At 71.9% G+C, this 14,348-nt stretch carries 16 protein-coding genes and 2 pseudogenes; 14 read left to right on the top strand and 4 right to left on the bottom strand.

Annotation, left to right across the window (positions count from 1 at the left end; all coding sequences use genetic code 11):
• The first annotated feature begins 32 nt into the window (after window positions 1-32).
• The 4 genes from AC3EN4_RS26015 (at window position 33) to AC3EN4_RS26000 (ending at window position 1,777) form a co-directional block, all read left to right on the top strand.
• The gene (locus AC3EN4_RS26015; protein ID WP_435208544.1) at window positions 33-404 is read left to right on the top strand and encodes an ArsR/SmtB family transcription factor; all 372 of its coding nucleotides are present in this window, start codon (window positions 33-35) and stop codon (window positions 402-404) included.
• Window positions 401-1,138, top strand: a complete 738-nt coding sequence (locus AC3EN4_RS26010; protein WP_435208542.1) for an aquaporin — start codon at window positions 401-403, stop codon at window positions 1,136-1,138. The genes AC3EN4_RS26015 and AC3EN4_RS26010 overlap by 4 nt, the downstream gene beginning before the upstream one ends.
• A complete protein-coding gene (locus tag AC3EN4_RS26005) occupies window positions 1,135-1,536 on the top strand; it encodes an arsenate reductase ArsC (RefSeq protein WP_435208540.1) in 402 nt (133 codons plus the stop codon). Before AC3EN4_RS26010 ends, AC3EN4_RS26005 begins: the two co-directional genes overlap by 4 nt.
• A 67-nt stretch (window positions 1,537-1,603) precedes the next feature.
• Window positions 1,604-1,777: a hypothetical protein gene (locus tag AC3EN4_RS26000; RefSeq protein ID WP_435208538.1), complete on the top strand. Its 174-nt coding sequence runs from the start codon at window positions 1,604-1,606 to the stop codon at window positions 1,775-1,777.
• Window positions 1,778-1,831: 54 nt separating this feature from the next.
• On the opposite strand, the gene AC3EN4_RS25995 is transcribed toward AC3EN4_RS26000, so the two are convergent.
• On the bottom strand, window positions 1,832-2,587 hold the full coding sequence (locus tag AC3EN4_RS25995) for a hypothetical protein (RefSeq protein WP_435208536.1): 756 nt from the start codon (window positions 2,585-2,587) through the stop codon (window positions 1,832-1,834).
• Between the two features lie 124 nt (window positions 2,588-2,711).
• Window positions 2,712-3,797 carry a redox-regulated ATPase YchF gene (gene ychF / locus AC3EN4_RS25990; protein WP_435208534.1) on the bottom strand — a complete coding sequence of 362 codons (1,086 nt, stop codon included), beginning with the start codon at window positions 3,795-3,797 and terminating at the stop codon, window positions 2,712-2,714.
• A 161-nt stretch (window positions 3,798-3,958) separates the two neighbouring features.
• Here ychF and AC3EN4_RS25985 point away from each other — a divergent pair, with 161 nt between their 5' ends.
• The 6 genes from AC3EN4_RS25985 to AC3EN4_RS25960 are packed head-to-tail and all read left to right on the top strand — an operon-like array spanning window position 3,959 to window position 6,691.
• Window positions 3,959-4,375, top strand: a complete 417-nt coding sequence (locus AC3EN4_RS25985; RefSeq protein WP_435208532.1) for a YbaB/EbfC family nucleoid-associated protein — start codon at window positions 3,959-3,961, stop codon at window positions 4,373-4,375.
• Between the two features lie 4 nt (window positions 4,376-4,379).
• Entirely contained in the window at window positions 4,380-4,697 is a 318-nt protein-coding gene (locus AC3EN4_RS25980; RefSeq protein ID WP_435208530.1) for a WXG100 family type VII secretion target, read from the top strand.
• Between the two features lie 8 nt (window positions 4,698-4,705).
• Window positions 4,706-5,197, top strand: a complete 492-nt coding sequence (locus AC3EN4_RS25975) for a WXG100-like domain-containing protein (RefSeq protein WP_435208528.1) — start codon at window positions 4,706-4,708, stop codon at window positions 5,195-5,197.
• Complete coding sequence (locus tag AC3EN4_RS25970) at window positions 5,194-5,763, top strand: exonuclease (RefSeq protein ID WP_435208526.1); 570 nt, start codon at window positions 5,194-5,196, stop codon at window positions 5,761-5,763. Before AC3EN4_RS25975 ends, AC3EN4_RS25970 begins: the two co-directional genes overlap by 4 nt.
• Entirely contained in the window at window positions 5,760-6,314 is a 555-nt protein-coding gene (locus AC3EN4_RS25965) for a nucleotidyltransferase domain-containing protein (protein ID WP_435208524.1), read from the top strand. The genes AC3EN4_RS25970 and AC3EN4_RS25965 overlap by 4 nt, the downstream gene beginning before the upstream one ends.
• A 29-nt stretch (window positions 6,315-6,343) precedes the next feature.
• Complete coding sequence (locus tag AC3EN4_RS25960; RefSeq protein WP_435208522.1) at window positions 6,344-6,691, top strand: hypothetical protein; 348 nt, start codon at window positions 6,344-6,346, stop codon at window positions 6,689-6,691.
• 7 nt (window positions 6,692-6,698) lie between these two features.
• Here the strand turns inward: AC3EN4_RS25960 and AC3EN4_RS25955 are convergent, their stop codons facing one another.
• Together AC3EN4_RS25955 and AC3EN4_RS25950 are read right to left on the bottom strand one after the other, a co-directional pair.
• Window positions 6,699-7,433 (bottom strand): Type 1 glutamine amidotransferase-like domain-containing protein, encoded by a 735-nt coding sequence (locus tag AC3EN4_RS25955; RefSeq protein ID WP_435208520.1) that lies wholly within the window; start codon window positions 7,431-7,433, stop codon window positions 6,699-6,701.
• Window positions 7,434-7,694: 261 nt separating this feature from the next.
• A pseudogene (locus AC3EN4_RS25950) lies at window positions 7,695-8,120 on the bottom strand (hypothetical protein); the annotation flags it as partial.
• Window positions 8,121-8,379: 259 nt separating this feature from the next.
• Between AC3EN4_RS25950 and AC3EN4_RS25945 the strand changes: the two are divergent.
• From AC3EN4_RS25945 to AC3EN4_RS25930, 4 genes and pseudogenes are all read left to right on the top strand, one after another.
• Entirely contained in the window at window positions 8,380-9,852 is a 1,473-nt protein-coding gene (locus tag AC3EN4_RS25945) for a DNA-3-methyladenine glycosylase 2 family protein (RefSeq protein ID WP_435208518.1), read from the top strand.
• Window positions 9,849-10,358 (top strand): methylated-DNA--[protein]-cysteine S-methyltransferase, encoded by a 510-nt coding sequence (locus AC3EN4_RS25940; RefSeq protein ID WP_435208516.1) that lies wholly within the window; start codon window positions 9,849-9,851, stop codon window positions 10,356-10,358. The genes AC3EN4_RS25945 and AC3EN4_RS25940 overlap by 4 nt, the downstream gene beginning before the upstream one ends.
• A gap of 37 nt (window positions 10,359-10,395) precedes the next feature.
• Window positions 10,396-12,243 (top strand): annotated as a pseudogene (locus AC3EN4_RS25935) (ABC transporter ATP-binding protein); the annotation flags it as partial.
• Between the two features lie 158 nt (window positions 12,244-12,401).
• Window positions 12,402-14,282: an ABC transporter ATP-binding protein gene (locus tag AC3EN4_RS25930; RefSeq protein WP_435208514.1), complete on the top strand. Its 1,881-nt coding sequence runs from the start codon at window positions 12,402-12,404 to the stop codon at window positions 14,280-14,282.
• Window positions 14,283-14,348: the final 66 nt, after the last annotated feature.

The raw sequence follows: 14,348 nt of genomic DNA, 5'->3' as shown, positions 1-14,348 counted from the left end.
CACCCTGATTCGATGCCTGTCAAGCTAGACGAGTGTCGAAACAGAATCTGCCGGTCGTAGATCTGCAAGCGGTAGCCTGCTGCGCGCCGCTCGCGGTCCGCCCGATGGACGCCGAGCAGGCGGCGGTGGTCGCGCCGATGTTCAAGGCCCTCGGCGACCCGGTCCGACTGCGCTTGATGTCGATGATCGCCTCGGTGCCGGAGATCTGCGTGTGCGACCTGACCCCGGCGTTCGACCTGTCCGGACCGACCATCTCCCATCACCTCAAGGTGCTGCGGGAAGCCGGCCTCGTCGACGCCGACCGTCGTGGCACCTGGGTGTGGTACACGGTCAGGCCCGAGGCGTTCCGTCAGCTCGGCGTACTGCTCGACCTGCCGGCCACGACCGCTCCTGCCACCGCGTGAGCCGCACCCTCGCCCGCCGCGCCTCCGCCGAATTCGCCGGCACGGCCCTCCTGGTCGCCGCCGTCGTCGGCTCCGGGATCGCTGCGGCTCGCCTCTCCCCCGGCGACGTCGGGCTCCAACTACTGGAGAACGCGGTCGCCACCGCGTTCGCGCTGGGCGCGCTGATCCTGATCTTCGGACCGGTGTCCGGTGCGCACCTCAACCCCGTCGTCTCGGCCGTGGACTGGTGGCTCGGCCGTCGCGCCGGCACCGGCCTGACCGGCACCGACCTCGCCGCCTACACCGTCGCGCAGATCACCGGCGCGATCGCCGGAGCCGTGCTGGCGAACCTGATGTTCGATCTGCCGGCGGCCACCTGGTCAGCCACCGATCGCGCCGGCGGCAACCTGTGGCTCGCCGAGGTCGTCGCCACCGCCGGTCTGGTCGTCCTGGTCTTCGCCCTCGCCCGCAGCGGCCGGACGGCCAGCGCGCCCGCCGCAGTCGGCGCCTACATCGGTGCGGCCTACTGGTTCACCTCGTCCACGTCGTTCGCGAACCCCGCCGTCACCATCGGCCGGGCCTTCACCGACACCTTCGCCGGCATCGCCCCCACCTCGGTGCCCGGCTTCGTGGCCGCCCAGCTCGTCGGCGGCCTGGTCGGCGTCGCCGCACTCGCCGCGTGGTATCCCCACGCCAAAGGCGCCGCCGACGATGTCCTCGTACCCCACCTCGCCCAGGAGCCGGAAACCCGATGAGCGACAAGCCCAGCGTCCTGTTCGTCTGCGTGCACAACGCCGGCCGCTCGCAGATGGCCGCCGGTTGGCTCCGCCACCTCGCCGGGGACACCGTCGAGGTCCGCAGCGCCGGCAGCGAACCCGCCGAGACGATCAACCCGGTCGCCGTCGACGCGATGCGCGAGGTCGGCATCGACATCACCGACCAGAGCCCGGTCCGACTCACCTGGGACGCCGCCGAAGCCAGCGACGTCATCGTCACCATGGGCTGCGGCGACGCCTGCCCGGTCTTCCCCGGCAAACGCTACGAGGACTGGAAACTCACCGACCCGGCCGGGCAGCCCATCGACGTCGTCCGCGAGGTCCGCGACGACATCAAGGATCGCGTCCACGCACTACTGCGAGAGCTACGCCCCTGACGCCATCGCGCAAGAAAGGCCCGACAGCTACATTGTCGCCACCAGCACTGCCGATCATGGGAGCGTCGTGGCCGGAAACGACGATGGAGCGGGCCGCGGAAGGAACGCGCTCAGAAGCCTGTTCGCCATCGGCAGTCTCAGCGGAATCGCTCTGATCGCCGTCGTGGCGCTCGTGGTGCTCCTCTGCTGCGTCCCCTGCCTCTGGTACCGGTCCCTGTCGCCGGACCTGCCCTTCAACTGAGACGGGACGCAACCTCGACCCGAGGTTCCGACGTTCAAGCGGAGAGCTGACCACTCACCACAGGGCCGCCTGTCCTGGCATGGCGTCGGCGTTGCGTAGCGCAGCAGCCGGGAACGCGGAGGGCCAGACATCGAGCTGCGCCCTCACCGTGTGCCGGTAGTGATCAAGGTATTCACGCACCTCGGGTCGCAGGTCGTCCCACCGCACACCGCTCTGGTCCGCCTGACAGCAAGCCACGCTCTCGATCCAGTACCGATACACGAAGTGCTCGAAGTCCGGCGCCAGCCACACCGTCTGGTCGAGGAAGTCTGCCGTGCTCATATCCTCGTCCTCTTCGCTCTCCGTGGGCTCGTACAGATTGATGCTGGCGACAACCGGGCTGCTTCCATCCGAGCCCAGATACAGGTACCAGTAGGCACAGCTCTGCACGTCATGCATGAAGCGCACCAGGTAGGCGTGCTTCTCCACCGGGCTGGGGACGGGCGTCGGCGACATCTCCCAGCACGTCGCGACATGGGGCACTGCCCGTTGCAGCGTCTCGCTGCCCATGAACGTGACGAACGAGCTCGGTAGCGCCAGGCCGTCCCGGGCCAACCGCCGGTCGATCCGAGCGAGACCCGCCGTCGGAACCGGGTTGGCCTCCATGTACTGCGCGTCCGCGCCGGCCGCCTGTGGAGTCAACCAGCCGAACCGGCCATCGAAGATGTGGGCTGGCAGCAGCGGAAGGCTGCCGTACGTGTCGTCGTCCAGTTCCGCGACCTGGCGGTGGGAGCCCAGGTCACAGCCCCACCAGCCGCGCATGAAACGCATCAGCCGATTCTCCCGCACGGACACTTGACGTATCGGTTCGTCGGCCGCTCGTCCGTGGTCCGGCTCAGCCTGCCGGACGGCAGACGACCTACGCCACCGTCACACCTGCGGAAACAGACCGCGTTCAGACGTTGAAGCGGAACTCCACGACGTCGCCGTCCTGCATGACGTACTCCTTGCCCTCGATGCGGACCTTGCCCGCCGCCTTGGCCGCCGCCATCGATCCGGCCTCGACCAGGTCGCCGTAGGAGACCACCTCGGCCTTGATGAAGCCGCGCTGGAAGTCGCTGTGGATGACACCCGCGGCCTCCGGCGCGGTCGCGCCGATCGGGACGGTCCAGGCCCGCGCCTCCTTGGGGCCGGCCGTGAGGTACGTCTGGAGTCCGAGCGTACGGAAACCGACGCGGACGAGCTGGTTGAGGCCGGGCTCGTTCTGGCCGATCGACTCCAGCAGCTCGCGGGCCTCGTCCTCGGGCAGGTCCACCAGCTCGGATTCGATCTTGGCGTCCATGAAGACGGCCTCGGCGGGGGCGACCAGGGCACGCAGTTCGTCGAGGAACGCCTCGTTGGCCAGCTCGGCCTCGTCGACGTTGAAGACGTACAGGAACGGCTTGGTGGTGAGCAGGTGCAGCTCGCGCAGATGCTCAAGCTCGATCTTCGCGGCGGCGGCCCCGGAGTAGAGGGTGGTGCCGCCGTCGAGCACCTCGATCGCGGCCTTCGCGGCGGCGACCGCGGCGGCCCGGTCCTTGCGGAGCTTGGCCTCCTTCTCCAACCGGGGCAGCGCCTTGTCCAGGGTCTGCAGGTCGGCGAGGATCAGCTCGGTGTTGATCGTCTCGATGTCGTCGGCCGGCGAGACCTTGCCGTCGACGTGCACCACGTTCGGGTCGGAGAAGGCCCGGACCACCTGGCAGATCGCGGAGGCGTCACGGATGTTGGCCAGGAAGGCGTTGCCCCGCCCCTGCCCCTTCGACGCGCCGCGCACCAGGCCGGCGATGTCGACGAACGACACCGGAGCGGGCAGCACCTTCTGCGAGGAGAAGATCTCGGCCAGCTTGTCCAGCCGGTCGTCGGGCAGCCCGACCACACCGACGTTGGGCTCGATGGTGGCGAACGGGTAGTTCGCCGCCAGCACGTCGTTCTTGGTCAACGCGTTGAACAGCGTGCTCTTGCCGACGTTGGGCAGGCCGACGATGCCGATGGTGAGACTCACGACGGGCCAGCTTACGCGGTTGCCGGCCAGGCCGGTCCAGCCGGCTCCGATTCGGCCGGGCCGGGCGCTGTCACCGGTCGCGCCTCGGCGGGTCCCGACGCTGGAATCCCGTTGCTACCCTCTCGATGTCGCGTGCGGCGTTAGGGGGCGTTGTGGATCAGGTGACGGAATTCGACCGACTGTTCCAGCAGACGCGGCGGGCGTTGGCGTCGATGCGGTCGACCGGTCCGGCCCCTGACGACGAGTTGGGCGTCGAGCCGGCCCGGGGCACCGGATCCGCTGCCGGCGGGCAGGTGGAGGTCGTGGCGGTCGGCCAGCGTGTCGAGTCGGTGACGGTGGACCCGCGCGCACTGCGGATGGGTGCCGAGATGCTCGGCGAGCAGATCACCCTGGCGGTCAACGCGGCACTAGACGACCTGCGGCTCCAGGCCGGCACGGCGGCCGAGGCGCCCGACGTGGATCCGGCGGCCCTGGGCCAGCAGCTCGACGAGTTGCAGAACGAGTCGGTGCGCAGCATGGCGGCGATGACCGATGCGCTCACCGACGCGGTGCGGCGCATCCAGCAGGCAGCGAGGTGACGGCATGCACGACGACCTCCAGGTGCACCCACCCGCACTACGTCAGGGTGGAGGCCACCTGAACGAGGTGGCCGACCAGATCGCCGCGCAGTGGGAGGCGCTGCGCGCGCAGGCGGCCTCGATGGGTGACATCTTCGGCGACGACGACGTGGGTGGTCTGATCGGCATGTCGTACCAGGTGGCCGAGGAGATCGCGGCGGAGTGCCTCGGGTCGGTCATCGACGGGCTGCGCGGCTTCGGCGACGGGTTGACGCTGATGGCCGACCAGTACGACGTGGTCGAGCAGGACAACGACGCCCAGTTCACGACGATGAGCTGGTAGGCGGATCGATGGGCATCATGCTTCCCGGCGAACTCGCCGGCCTGCTCAATGAGCTGGGCTACACCTGGCCCAAGTCGGACGAGACGAAGTTGTTCGAGCTGGGCCAGATGTGGATGCAGATGGCCGACTCGTTGCACAACGCGGCGGCCGAGGGCACGGCGGCCGCGCAGCGGGTGCTGGCCGGCAACCAGGGCGACGCGTTGACCGCGTTCCAGGAACGCTGGGAGGCCGGCGGCTCGGCGATGTCGGTGCTGCGCGACGGCGGCACCGGCGCACAGATGGTGGCGGCGACGCTCTTCGTGTGCGCGCTGATCGTCCTCGCCCTGAAGATCAACGTGATCGTGCAGCTGGTCATCCTGCTGGTGCAGATCATCCAGGCGCTCGCGACGGCCGCACCGACGTTCGGCGCCTCCCTGTTGGAGATCCCCGTCTTCAAGAAGCTCACCGACATCGTGCTCAACATGCTCATCGACCAGGCGATCGGCGTGGTGCTGGGATGAGCGCTCCCCTGCCCGAGCTGTACATCGGTGTCGACGTCGAGGCGGACGGGCCGATCCCCGGGCCGTACAGCATGATCTCGCTGGGCATGGCCGTGGCCGGTCGTCCCGATCTGACGTTCTACACCGAACTGCGGCCCATCTCCGACGAGTTCGTTCCGGCGGCGCTCGCCGTGTCGGGTCTGGATCGGGAGCGCCTGCTCCGTGAGGCGCCCAGCGCGGCGGACGCGATGTCGGCGGCGGCCGCCTGGGTCAACGGGCTACGTCGGATCGGCCGGCCGGTCTTCCTCGCCGCCCCCGCGGTGTGGGACGGCATGTTCGTGCACTGGTACTTCGTCCGGTTCGTGGGCCACAGCCCGTTCGGCGCCACCGGTTCCGGCGTCGACCTGCGCAGCTACTGGATGGGGCTCACCGGCAGCGAGTGGGTCCAGACCCGCAAGGGCAAGATCAAGCACGAGCTGGGTCTGCACGACGTACCGCACACCCACCACGCCGGCGAGGACGCCGCCGAGTTGGCGCAGGTCTTCGACGCCGTACTGCGTCGCCGACGGTCGGGCGATCCGACGTGACCGGGCGGCGGCGGGACCTGCCCGACGGTGCCACCACGGCGGCCCGGGGCATCGTGGCGCAGGCCGCCCGCAGCATGATGCGGCGGGCCGACGACGTGGCGGGCGAGACCGCCGAGGCGGCGGCCACCCGGGCCGCCCGGCGAATCCCGCAGGGCTTCACCGAGCGGCAGTGGACCCGGTTCGCCCGGGGCGCCCGGCAGACCCAGCGGCAGGCGGGCCTCCCGGACGGCGACCTGGTGGCCCACGGCAGTCGGGTACGCGGCACGGCCCGTCCGGACTCCGACATCGACGTGGCGCTCATCGTCGACGACAAGACCTTCTTCGACCTGGCCGAGCGTTCCCTGTCCCGGGCACCGGACGGCACCCGACTGCGCAAGACCATGCTGCGCCGGATCAACGAGAACGGTCAGCTCGCCAGCTTCGACCTGGGCACCGACTTCACCCACCTGCGCCGGGAACTGATGGACACCCACGTACCGCACAAGGTGCAGTTCTCGGTGCTACGCCGGGGCGGCAAGTTCGACAACGGCCCGTTCCTCCCGCTCGATTGAGCGGTTCCGCATCTGGCAAGGTGGCAGACGTGCAGACGACGTTGCAGTTCCTCATCATGGTCGACGGCCCGCTGACGGCGGCGGATCTGCTGGACCTGATCCGCACCCGGCTGCCCGACGCGGTGCCCTACCGCCGCGACTCGGTCGACGTCCGCGGCAACCTGCTGGAGATCAACGCCAACGAGGACGCCGACCCACGGTTGGCCGCCACCGACGAGGACGACTACCTCTACTTCCGGTGGCGGGTGGAGCTGACCCCGATGGACAAGACGATCGACGAGAGCCACCAGATCGCCCTGGCCCGGGAGCTGCTGCGCGCCATCGACGGACCGCAGGCCCGGGCGACCGTGTGCGCCGCGTTCGAGGACCGGGTCTGACCCGCGCTCAGCCGAGCAGGCGGGGCGCGATGACCGTCTCCCGAACGGTGCCGTCGGCGCCGCGACTCACCTCGTACGCCGAGACCCCCTCGCGGTCGGCGACCGCCTCGACCAGCCGGGTCCCCCGGTAGACCAGGCCGACGCCGTCGTCGGTGCAGTGGCTGGTCGGCAGCGTCCCGTCGCCGACCAGCTCGTGCATCAGCGGCCGGCGCTGGCCCTCGCTGTCGTAGTGCACGCCATTGCCGTACGGCAGCCAACCCAACGCCTCGGTGTAGCCCCGCAGCCGGGGTCCGAAACTGTCGGTGGCGCCACCCAGGTGCCAGCAGATCGATCCGGCGGAGACGCCGGCCAACACCACGCCGGCCTGCCAGCACTCGTGCAGGATCTCGTCCAGCCCGTGTACCCGCCAGACCGCGACGAGGTTGGCGACGCTGCCGCCGCCGACCCAGATCACGTCCTGCGCGAGCAGGTGGGCGCGGACGTCGTCCACGTTCGGCATCGGGAACAGCGCCAGGTGCGACAGGCGGAACCGCGTGTCGGCGAACGCACCGTAGACGGCGGTGAACGAGGTCGGCTGGTCACCGACGGCCTGCCCGAGATAGCAGATCCGTGGCTGCGGGCCGGCCTCGGCCAGCTCGGCGGCCAACTCGAAGATCGGGCCTGGGCGCAGGTCGGACGGCCCTCGGTCACCCCGGAAGAAGCCCATGCTGGTGGCGAGGATGGTCGGTTCGCTGGCGGCCATGGGAGATCCTTCCGTCGGAATGTCTGGTGTCCATCCTGCCGTAGTCGATCATCGGCCCGCCGGAGCGGTGTCGACCCGAACCGCTCAGCCGGCGCGGCGTTGGCGGGGAACGAGGCCGGGCCGCGCGCCGGGCGGGTCGGTGGTGGCGCTCGACGCGCCCGAAGGAGTCGCCTGCGGAGCGGACCGGCGGCGCGCCGCCGAGCCCTCGGCGGGCGGCTCGGCATCGGCGGCGGGCAGGTCGTCGAACGGCCGCTCCGTCGCGGGCAGTTGCGCGGACGCGGCACGCGGCAGGGTGAAGCGGTCCGCCGCCGTCGGGCCGGCGAAGATCGATTCGCGCAGCATCCAGCGCACCTCGTCGGCCGTCCAGCCGAGGCCGGGCCGGGCCGCGATCTCCCCGATCAGCCGCCGGCCGACGGTCGTGTCATCGTCGTAGAAACGCATGCACCAGTGGTGCGTCCACATGCCGAGCGCCCGCAGACCCGCGTCGTCGAGCGACCGGACCAGCCGGCCGCAGGCGGTGCCGGCGAACGGCTCCGTCTCGTCGGCGGACCGGTCCCGCTCGATGGCGCCGACGGCGGCCGGCGCCACCGCGCGCATCCGGCGGTAGAAGGCCTGCACCACGGCGCGGGGCAGCGGCGGAATCGTGCCTTGTGTCGACGCCGCCACCCAACCCGCAACGCTCGCCATCGCCGCCCCCCTTCTTGAGTTGGTGGCGAGACGTTACCCGGGACGACCGACACTTCCGGGCGGAAAACCCCCACCCCTGCGCTCTCCCGCCGTGATCAAGAGGTTCGCGTCACCAAGCGCGGCGTGTCGTGACGCCAATCTCTTGATCACCGGGGGAACGCCCTCGGCGGGGGACGTTCTCGGTGGGAGCGCGGGGTGGGCAGAGTCAGGTCTGATTTCCGCCAGCCGACGGCGTGAGCAGCGGGGCATCATCGGTGGCGTGGAGATGGACTTCGAGCGGTGCTATCGGGCGGTGGACAGTCGCGACCAGCGGTTCGACGGCTGGTTCTACACCGGCGTGACGTCGACCGGGATCTACTGCCGGCCGTCCTGCCCGGCGGTCACCCCGAAGCGGCAGAACGTCCGGTTCTTTCCGTCGGCCGCCGCCGCGCAGGGCGCCGGGTTGCGTGCCTGCCGCCGCTGCCGGCCGGACGCCGCGCCCGGCTCGCCGCAGTGGGACGTCCGTGCCGACGTGGTGGGCCGGGCGATGCGGCTGATCGCCGACGGGGTGGTCGACCGGGACGGCGTACCGGGGCTGGCCGCCCGGCTGGGCTACACCGAACGGCACCTGCACCGGATGCTGCGCGCCGAGATGGGGGCCGGGCCGCTCGCGTTGGCCCGGGCGCAGCGGGCGCAGACCGCCCGGATCCTGATCGAGACCACCGGCCTGGGGATGGCCGAGATCGCGTTCGCCGCCGGCTTCGGCAGCGTGCGGCAGTTCAACGACACGGTCCGCGAGGTGTACGCGAGCGCCCCCTCGGAGCTGCGGACCGCTCGCAGCCGACAGCCGGCGGCGGTCGGGGCGGGGACGATCACGCTCCGGCTGGCGTACCGTCCGCCGCTGCACGCCCACGCGCTGCTGGACTTCCTCGCGGTGCGCGCGCTGCCCGGAGTGGAGGAGGTACGCGACGGGACGTACCGGCGGGGGTTGCGGTTGCCGCACGGCCCCGGCCAGGTGGCCCTGACCCCGGCGGACGGGTACGTGGCGGCGGCGCTGCGCCTGACCGACCTGCGCGACCTGGCGCCGGCGGTGGCCCGCTGCCGACGCCTGCTCGACCTCGACGCGGACCCGGAGGCGGTCGACGCCACGCTGGCGGCGGACCCGGCCCTGGCCCCGGCGGTGGCCGCCGAGCCCGGCATCCGCGTCCCCCGCGCGGTCGACGGTTTCGAGATGGCCGTCCGCGCGATCGTGGGCCAACAGGTCTCGGTCCGCTCCGCGAGAACCACCCTGACCCGCCTCCTGGCCACCCGCGTTGATCATGAAGTTGTTGCCACCGACGACGGCGTGTCGCGACAACAACTTCATGATCAACGGGATGACCTGCGGGGGTTCCTCACCGCGGAGGAGGTTTTGGGAATTCCGGATGCGGGGTTCGGGATGCCGGTGCGGCGGCGGGAGACCATTCGCGGGCTGGCCCGTGCCGTGGTGGACGGCACCGTGGACCTCGCGCCGGGAGGTGACCGTCAGGAGACCAGGCGAGGGCTGCTCGCGCTGCCCGGGATCGGTCCGTGGACCGCCGACTACCTCGCCCTGCGCGCCCTCGGCGACCCGGACGTCCTGCTCGACACCGACCTCGCGATCCGCCGGGGCGCGGCGGCGCTCGGCCTACCCGACACGACCCTCGACGCGCACGCCGAACGGTGGCGCCCCTGGCGGTCCTACGCCACGATCAGACTCTGGAGAGCGGCATGAGCATCGACAGCACCGTCCTGACCACCCCGACCGGTCCGCTGAGTATCCTCGCCGACCGCGACGGGCAGGTCCTGGCGGCCGGCTTCACCCCCGACCCGGAGGCACTGCCGGCACTGATCCACCCCAGTCTGCGGGCCCCGGTACGGCAACGCGCCGACCTCGGGCCGACCACCGACGCCGTCCGGTTCTACCTGGACGGGGACCTCGCCGCCATCGACTCGGTGCCGGTACGGCAGCACACCGGCGGCGAGTTCATGGCGCACGCCTGGCAGGTGCTGCGGGACGTGCCGCCGGGCGCACCGGTCACCTACACCGGGTACGCGGCGCTGGCCGGTCGGCCACCCGCGGTACGGGCCGCGGCCGCCGCCTGCGCGCGGAACGCCGCGGCGCTCTTCGTGCCCTGCCACCGGGTGCTGCGTACCGACGGGACCCTCGGTGGCTACCGCTGGGGACTTGACGTGAAGAAGTGGCTTCTCGGTCATGAGCGGCGGTTGACGGCAAGCTGACAACTACACGGGCACCCAATGACGCTACCGTCGGGTAGTGCCTGTGGAGAGCGACGGCGACCGGGCCGCCCCGGTCGCCGCGGGCCGCCACCCCGTGCACAACCTCTGGCGGTTGCGCCGCTACCTGCGCCCGTACGCCGCCGAATTCGCCTGGCTGCTGGTCGCGGGGCTGGCCGGCACGGCCGCCGGGATCGCCGTACCCCTGGTGGTGCAGCGCGTGGTGGACGGGCCGGTGGCCCGCCACGAGCCCGCCGGCCTGCTCCAGCTCGGTGCTCTCGCGCTGCTGCTCGGCGTGGTCGAGGCGGTGCTCATCTTCATCCGCCGGTGGGTGCAGTCGTCCTCGGCGGTGGGCATGGAGGCGGCGCTGCGCGCCGACATCTACGCGCACCTGCAACGGCTGCCGGCCAGCTTCCACGACCGCTGGCAGTCCGGCCAGTTGCTCTCGCGGATCACCAGCGACCTGTCGGTGATCCGCCGGTTTCTGTCCTTCGGTGTCTTCTTCCTGGTGCTCAACCTGACCACCTACGTGGTGGTGGTGCTGCTGCTGATCCACCTGCACGCGGCGCTCGGCCTGCTGGTCGCGGCCAGCGCCGTACCGCTGCTGCTGATCGCCCGCCGGTTCGGCCGGCACTACCACACCGCTTCCCGGCGGATGCAGGACCAGCAGGGCGACGTGGCGACGCTGGTCGAGGAGACCGCGCAGGGCCTGCGCACCATGAAGGCGTACGGGCGGGGGCCGGAGTTGGCCGCCCGCTTCGCCGACGGGGCCCGGACGCTACACGACACCGGCGTGGGCAAGGGCCGGCTGCTGGCGAACACGGCGGCGCTGCTCGACCTGGTACCCAACCTGACCCTGGGCGTGGTGCTGGTGGCCGGGGCGGCCGCCGCCGCGCGGGGCGTACTCACCCTCGGCGAGCTGGTGGCGTTCGCCAGCCTCCAACTGATGCTCATCTGGCCGGTGCAGTCGCTGGGCTGGATCATCGCCAACGGTCAGGAGGCGGCCACCGCCGCCGACCGGATCCAGGAGGTGCTGGACACTCCGCCGCAGATCGTGGACGCTCCCGACGCGCTCACCCTGAGCCGCGACGCGGTCCAGGGTCGACTCCGCTTCGAGCGGGTCGCCTTCCGCTACCCGGGCGCGGCCACCGGCGTCCTGCACGAGATCGACCTGACCATCGAGCCGGGCGAGACGCTGGCCCTGGTCGGCGCCACCGGCTGCGGCAAGAGCACCCTGCTCTCGCTGGTGCCCCGACTGCACGAGGTGACCGGCGGCCGGATCACCCTCGACGGGCACGATCTGCGTGACCTGCGGTTGGCCTCACTTCGCCGGCTGGTCGGGGTGGCGTTCGAGGAGCCCACCCTCTTCTCCATGTCGGTGTGGGAGAACCTCACCCTGGGCCGTCCGGACGCCGACGACGACGAGGTCCGCGCGGCCCTCGCGCTGGCGCAGGCCGATTTCGCGTACGACCTGCCGTGGGGCCTGGCGACCCGGGTGGGTGAGCAGGGGTTGTCGCTCTCCGGCGGCCAGCGGCAGCGGTTGGCGCTGGCCCGGGCGGTGCTCGGTCGTCCGGCGCTGCTGGTCCTCGACGACCCGCTGTCCGCCCTCGACGTGCACACCGAGGCGCTGGTGGAGGCGGCGCTGCGACAGGTGCTGCGGGCCAGCACCGCGCTCCTGGTGGTGCACCGGCCGTCGACGATCGCGCTGGCCGACCGCGTCGCCCTGCTCGACGGTGGACGGATCGCCGCGGTCGGCCGGCACTCGGAACTGCTCGCCACGGTGCCCGCCTACCGGGCGTTGCTCGCCGCCGAACCACCCGCGCGGCCGGACCTGGCGGGAGCCGCCGACCCGCCCACGCGACCGGGCCCGGGCGGAACCGCCGAATCACCCGCGCGACCGGGCTCCGCCGGACCACCACCGCAGCCGGTCGCCACCGAACCGCCCGCACGGCCGGCCGCCGTCCGCGCGGGCGGAACCGAGCCGGGGCGGGTCGGGCCGGCCGGGCCGGGCGCGTCCACCTCGGACGGCTGGGGGCTGGTGCGCTCGTGACGTCCCCGCAGCAGGGCGATCCGCCTCCCGACGGGGAGCCGGAGCTGGCCCGCTGGCGGGGCACGGCCACCGACCCGGAGGCCGACCGGAGCCGGGCCGAGGAGAACACCCCGGAAGCCGTCGCCCGGCTACGCCGGCACAGTCGGGCCCTGCTGGCCGATCTGCTGCGCCCGCACCGGGGGCGACTCGCCGCCGCCGTGGGGCTGCTGCTCGCGCAGAACGCCGCCGCGATGGCCGGCCCGTACCTGGTCATGGTCGGCATCGACCGGGCCATCGCCCCGCTGCGCGCCGGGAACGCCACCCCGCTGGTCGCGGTGGCCGGCGCGTTCGCCGTCGCCGCAGGGACGGAGTACGCGGCCCGGCGTGGCTTCCTCACCCTCTCCGCCCGCATCGGCCAGGCCGTCCTGTTGGACCTGCGGCAGCGGGTGTTCGGGCACTTCCTGCGCCTGTCGGTGGGCTTCCACGAGCGGTACACATCGGGCCGGATGGTGTCCCGCCTCACCAGCGACCTGGACAGCATCGCCGAACTGGTCGACGGGGGGATCGACAGTCTGGTGCTGGCCGCGCTGTCGATCCTGTCGGTGGCCGCCATCCTGCTCTGGCTGGACCTGCCGCTGGCCGCGGTGACGCTGTTCGCGTTCCCCTTGCTGTTCTGGCTCTCCCGCTGGTTCGCCCGGGCGTCGGCCACCGCCTACCGACGGACCAGGGAGGCCGTCGCGCTGGTGATCGTGCACTTCGTCGAGTCGATGCGGGGCATCCGGGCGGTGCAGACGTTCCGTCGGGAACCCCGCAACCAACGGATCTTCGTGACGCTCGGGGACGACTACCGGCGGGCGAGCCTGCACGCCTTCCGGCTGATCGCCACGTACTCGCCGGCGATCAAGTTGATCGGCAACCTCACGGTCGCGATCGTGCTCTGCTACGGCGGGTGGCGGGTGCTCGGCGGGCGGACCGAGGTCGGTGTGCTCGCCGCGTTCCTGCTCTACCTGCGGCGCTTCTTCGAGCCGATGCAGGAGCTGAGCCAGTTCTACAACTCGTTGCAGTCGGCGACGGCGGCACTGGAGAAGCTGGCCGGGGTGCTCGACGAGCGGCCCGGCGTCGCCGAGCCGGCCCGGCCGGTGCCGCTGCCCCGCGGCCCCGGTCGCGGCGAGCTGACCTTCCGGGGCGTCTCGTTCGGCTACCGCGCGAACACCCCCATCCTCGCCCGGCTCGACCTGGAGGTGCCGGCCGGGCAGACGGTCGCGCTGATCGGGCCGACCGGCGCGGGAAAATCGACGATCGCCAAGCTGGTGGCCCGGTTCCACGACCCGGACGCCGGCACGGTGCTGCTGGACGGGATCGACCTGCGCACGGTGTGCGACGCCGACCTGCGCCGCGCCGTGGTGCTGGTGACGCAGGAGAACCACCTGTTCAGCGGCACCGTGGCAGAGAACATCCGGTTCGGCCGGCCGGGCGCCGACGACGCCGAGGTGCGGGCCGCCGCCCAGGCGATCGGCGCGCACGAGTTCATCGCCGCGTTGCCCGACGGGTACGCCACCCAGGTGCACCGGCGCGGCGGCCGGCTCTCCGCCGGCCAGCGACAACTGGTCGCGTTCGCCCGGGCGTTCCTCGCCGACCCGACCGTGCTGATCCTCGACGAGGCGACGTCGTCGCTGGACGTGCCGACGGAACGGCTGGTGCAGCGCGCGCTCGGCACCATCCTGCGGGACCGGACGGCACTGGTGATCGCCCACCGTCTCTCCACCGTGGAGACGGCCGACCGGGTGCTGGTCCTCGACGGCGGCCGGGTCGTCGAGGACGGCCCGCCGGACGTGCTCGCCGCGTCCGGCGGCCGGTACGCGGTCCTGCACCAGCAGTGGCGCGACTCGCTCGTCTAGGGCCTGTTTCATAAGAACTGGCCGGCCTGCGGCGGGCCCGGCTCGACCGCCCTTAAGAAACAGGCC

The sequence above is a fragment of the Micromonospora sp. bgisy143 genome (assembly GCF_057708145.1).
The sequence above is the reverse complement of the archived record's forward strand: the minus strand, read 5'-3'. Positions and strand labels throughout refer to the sequence as shown.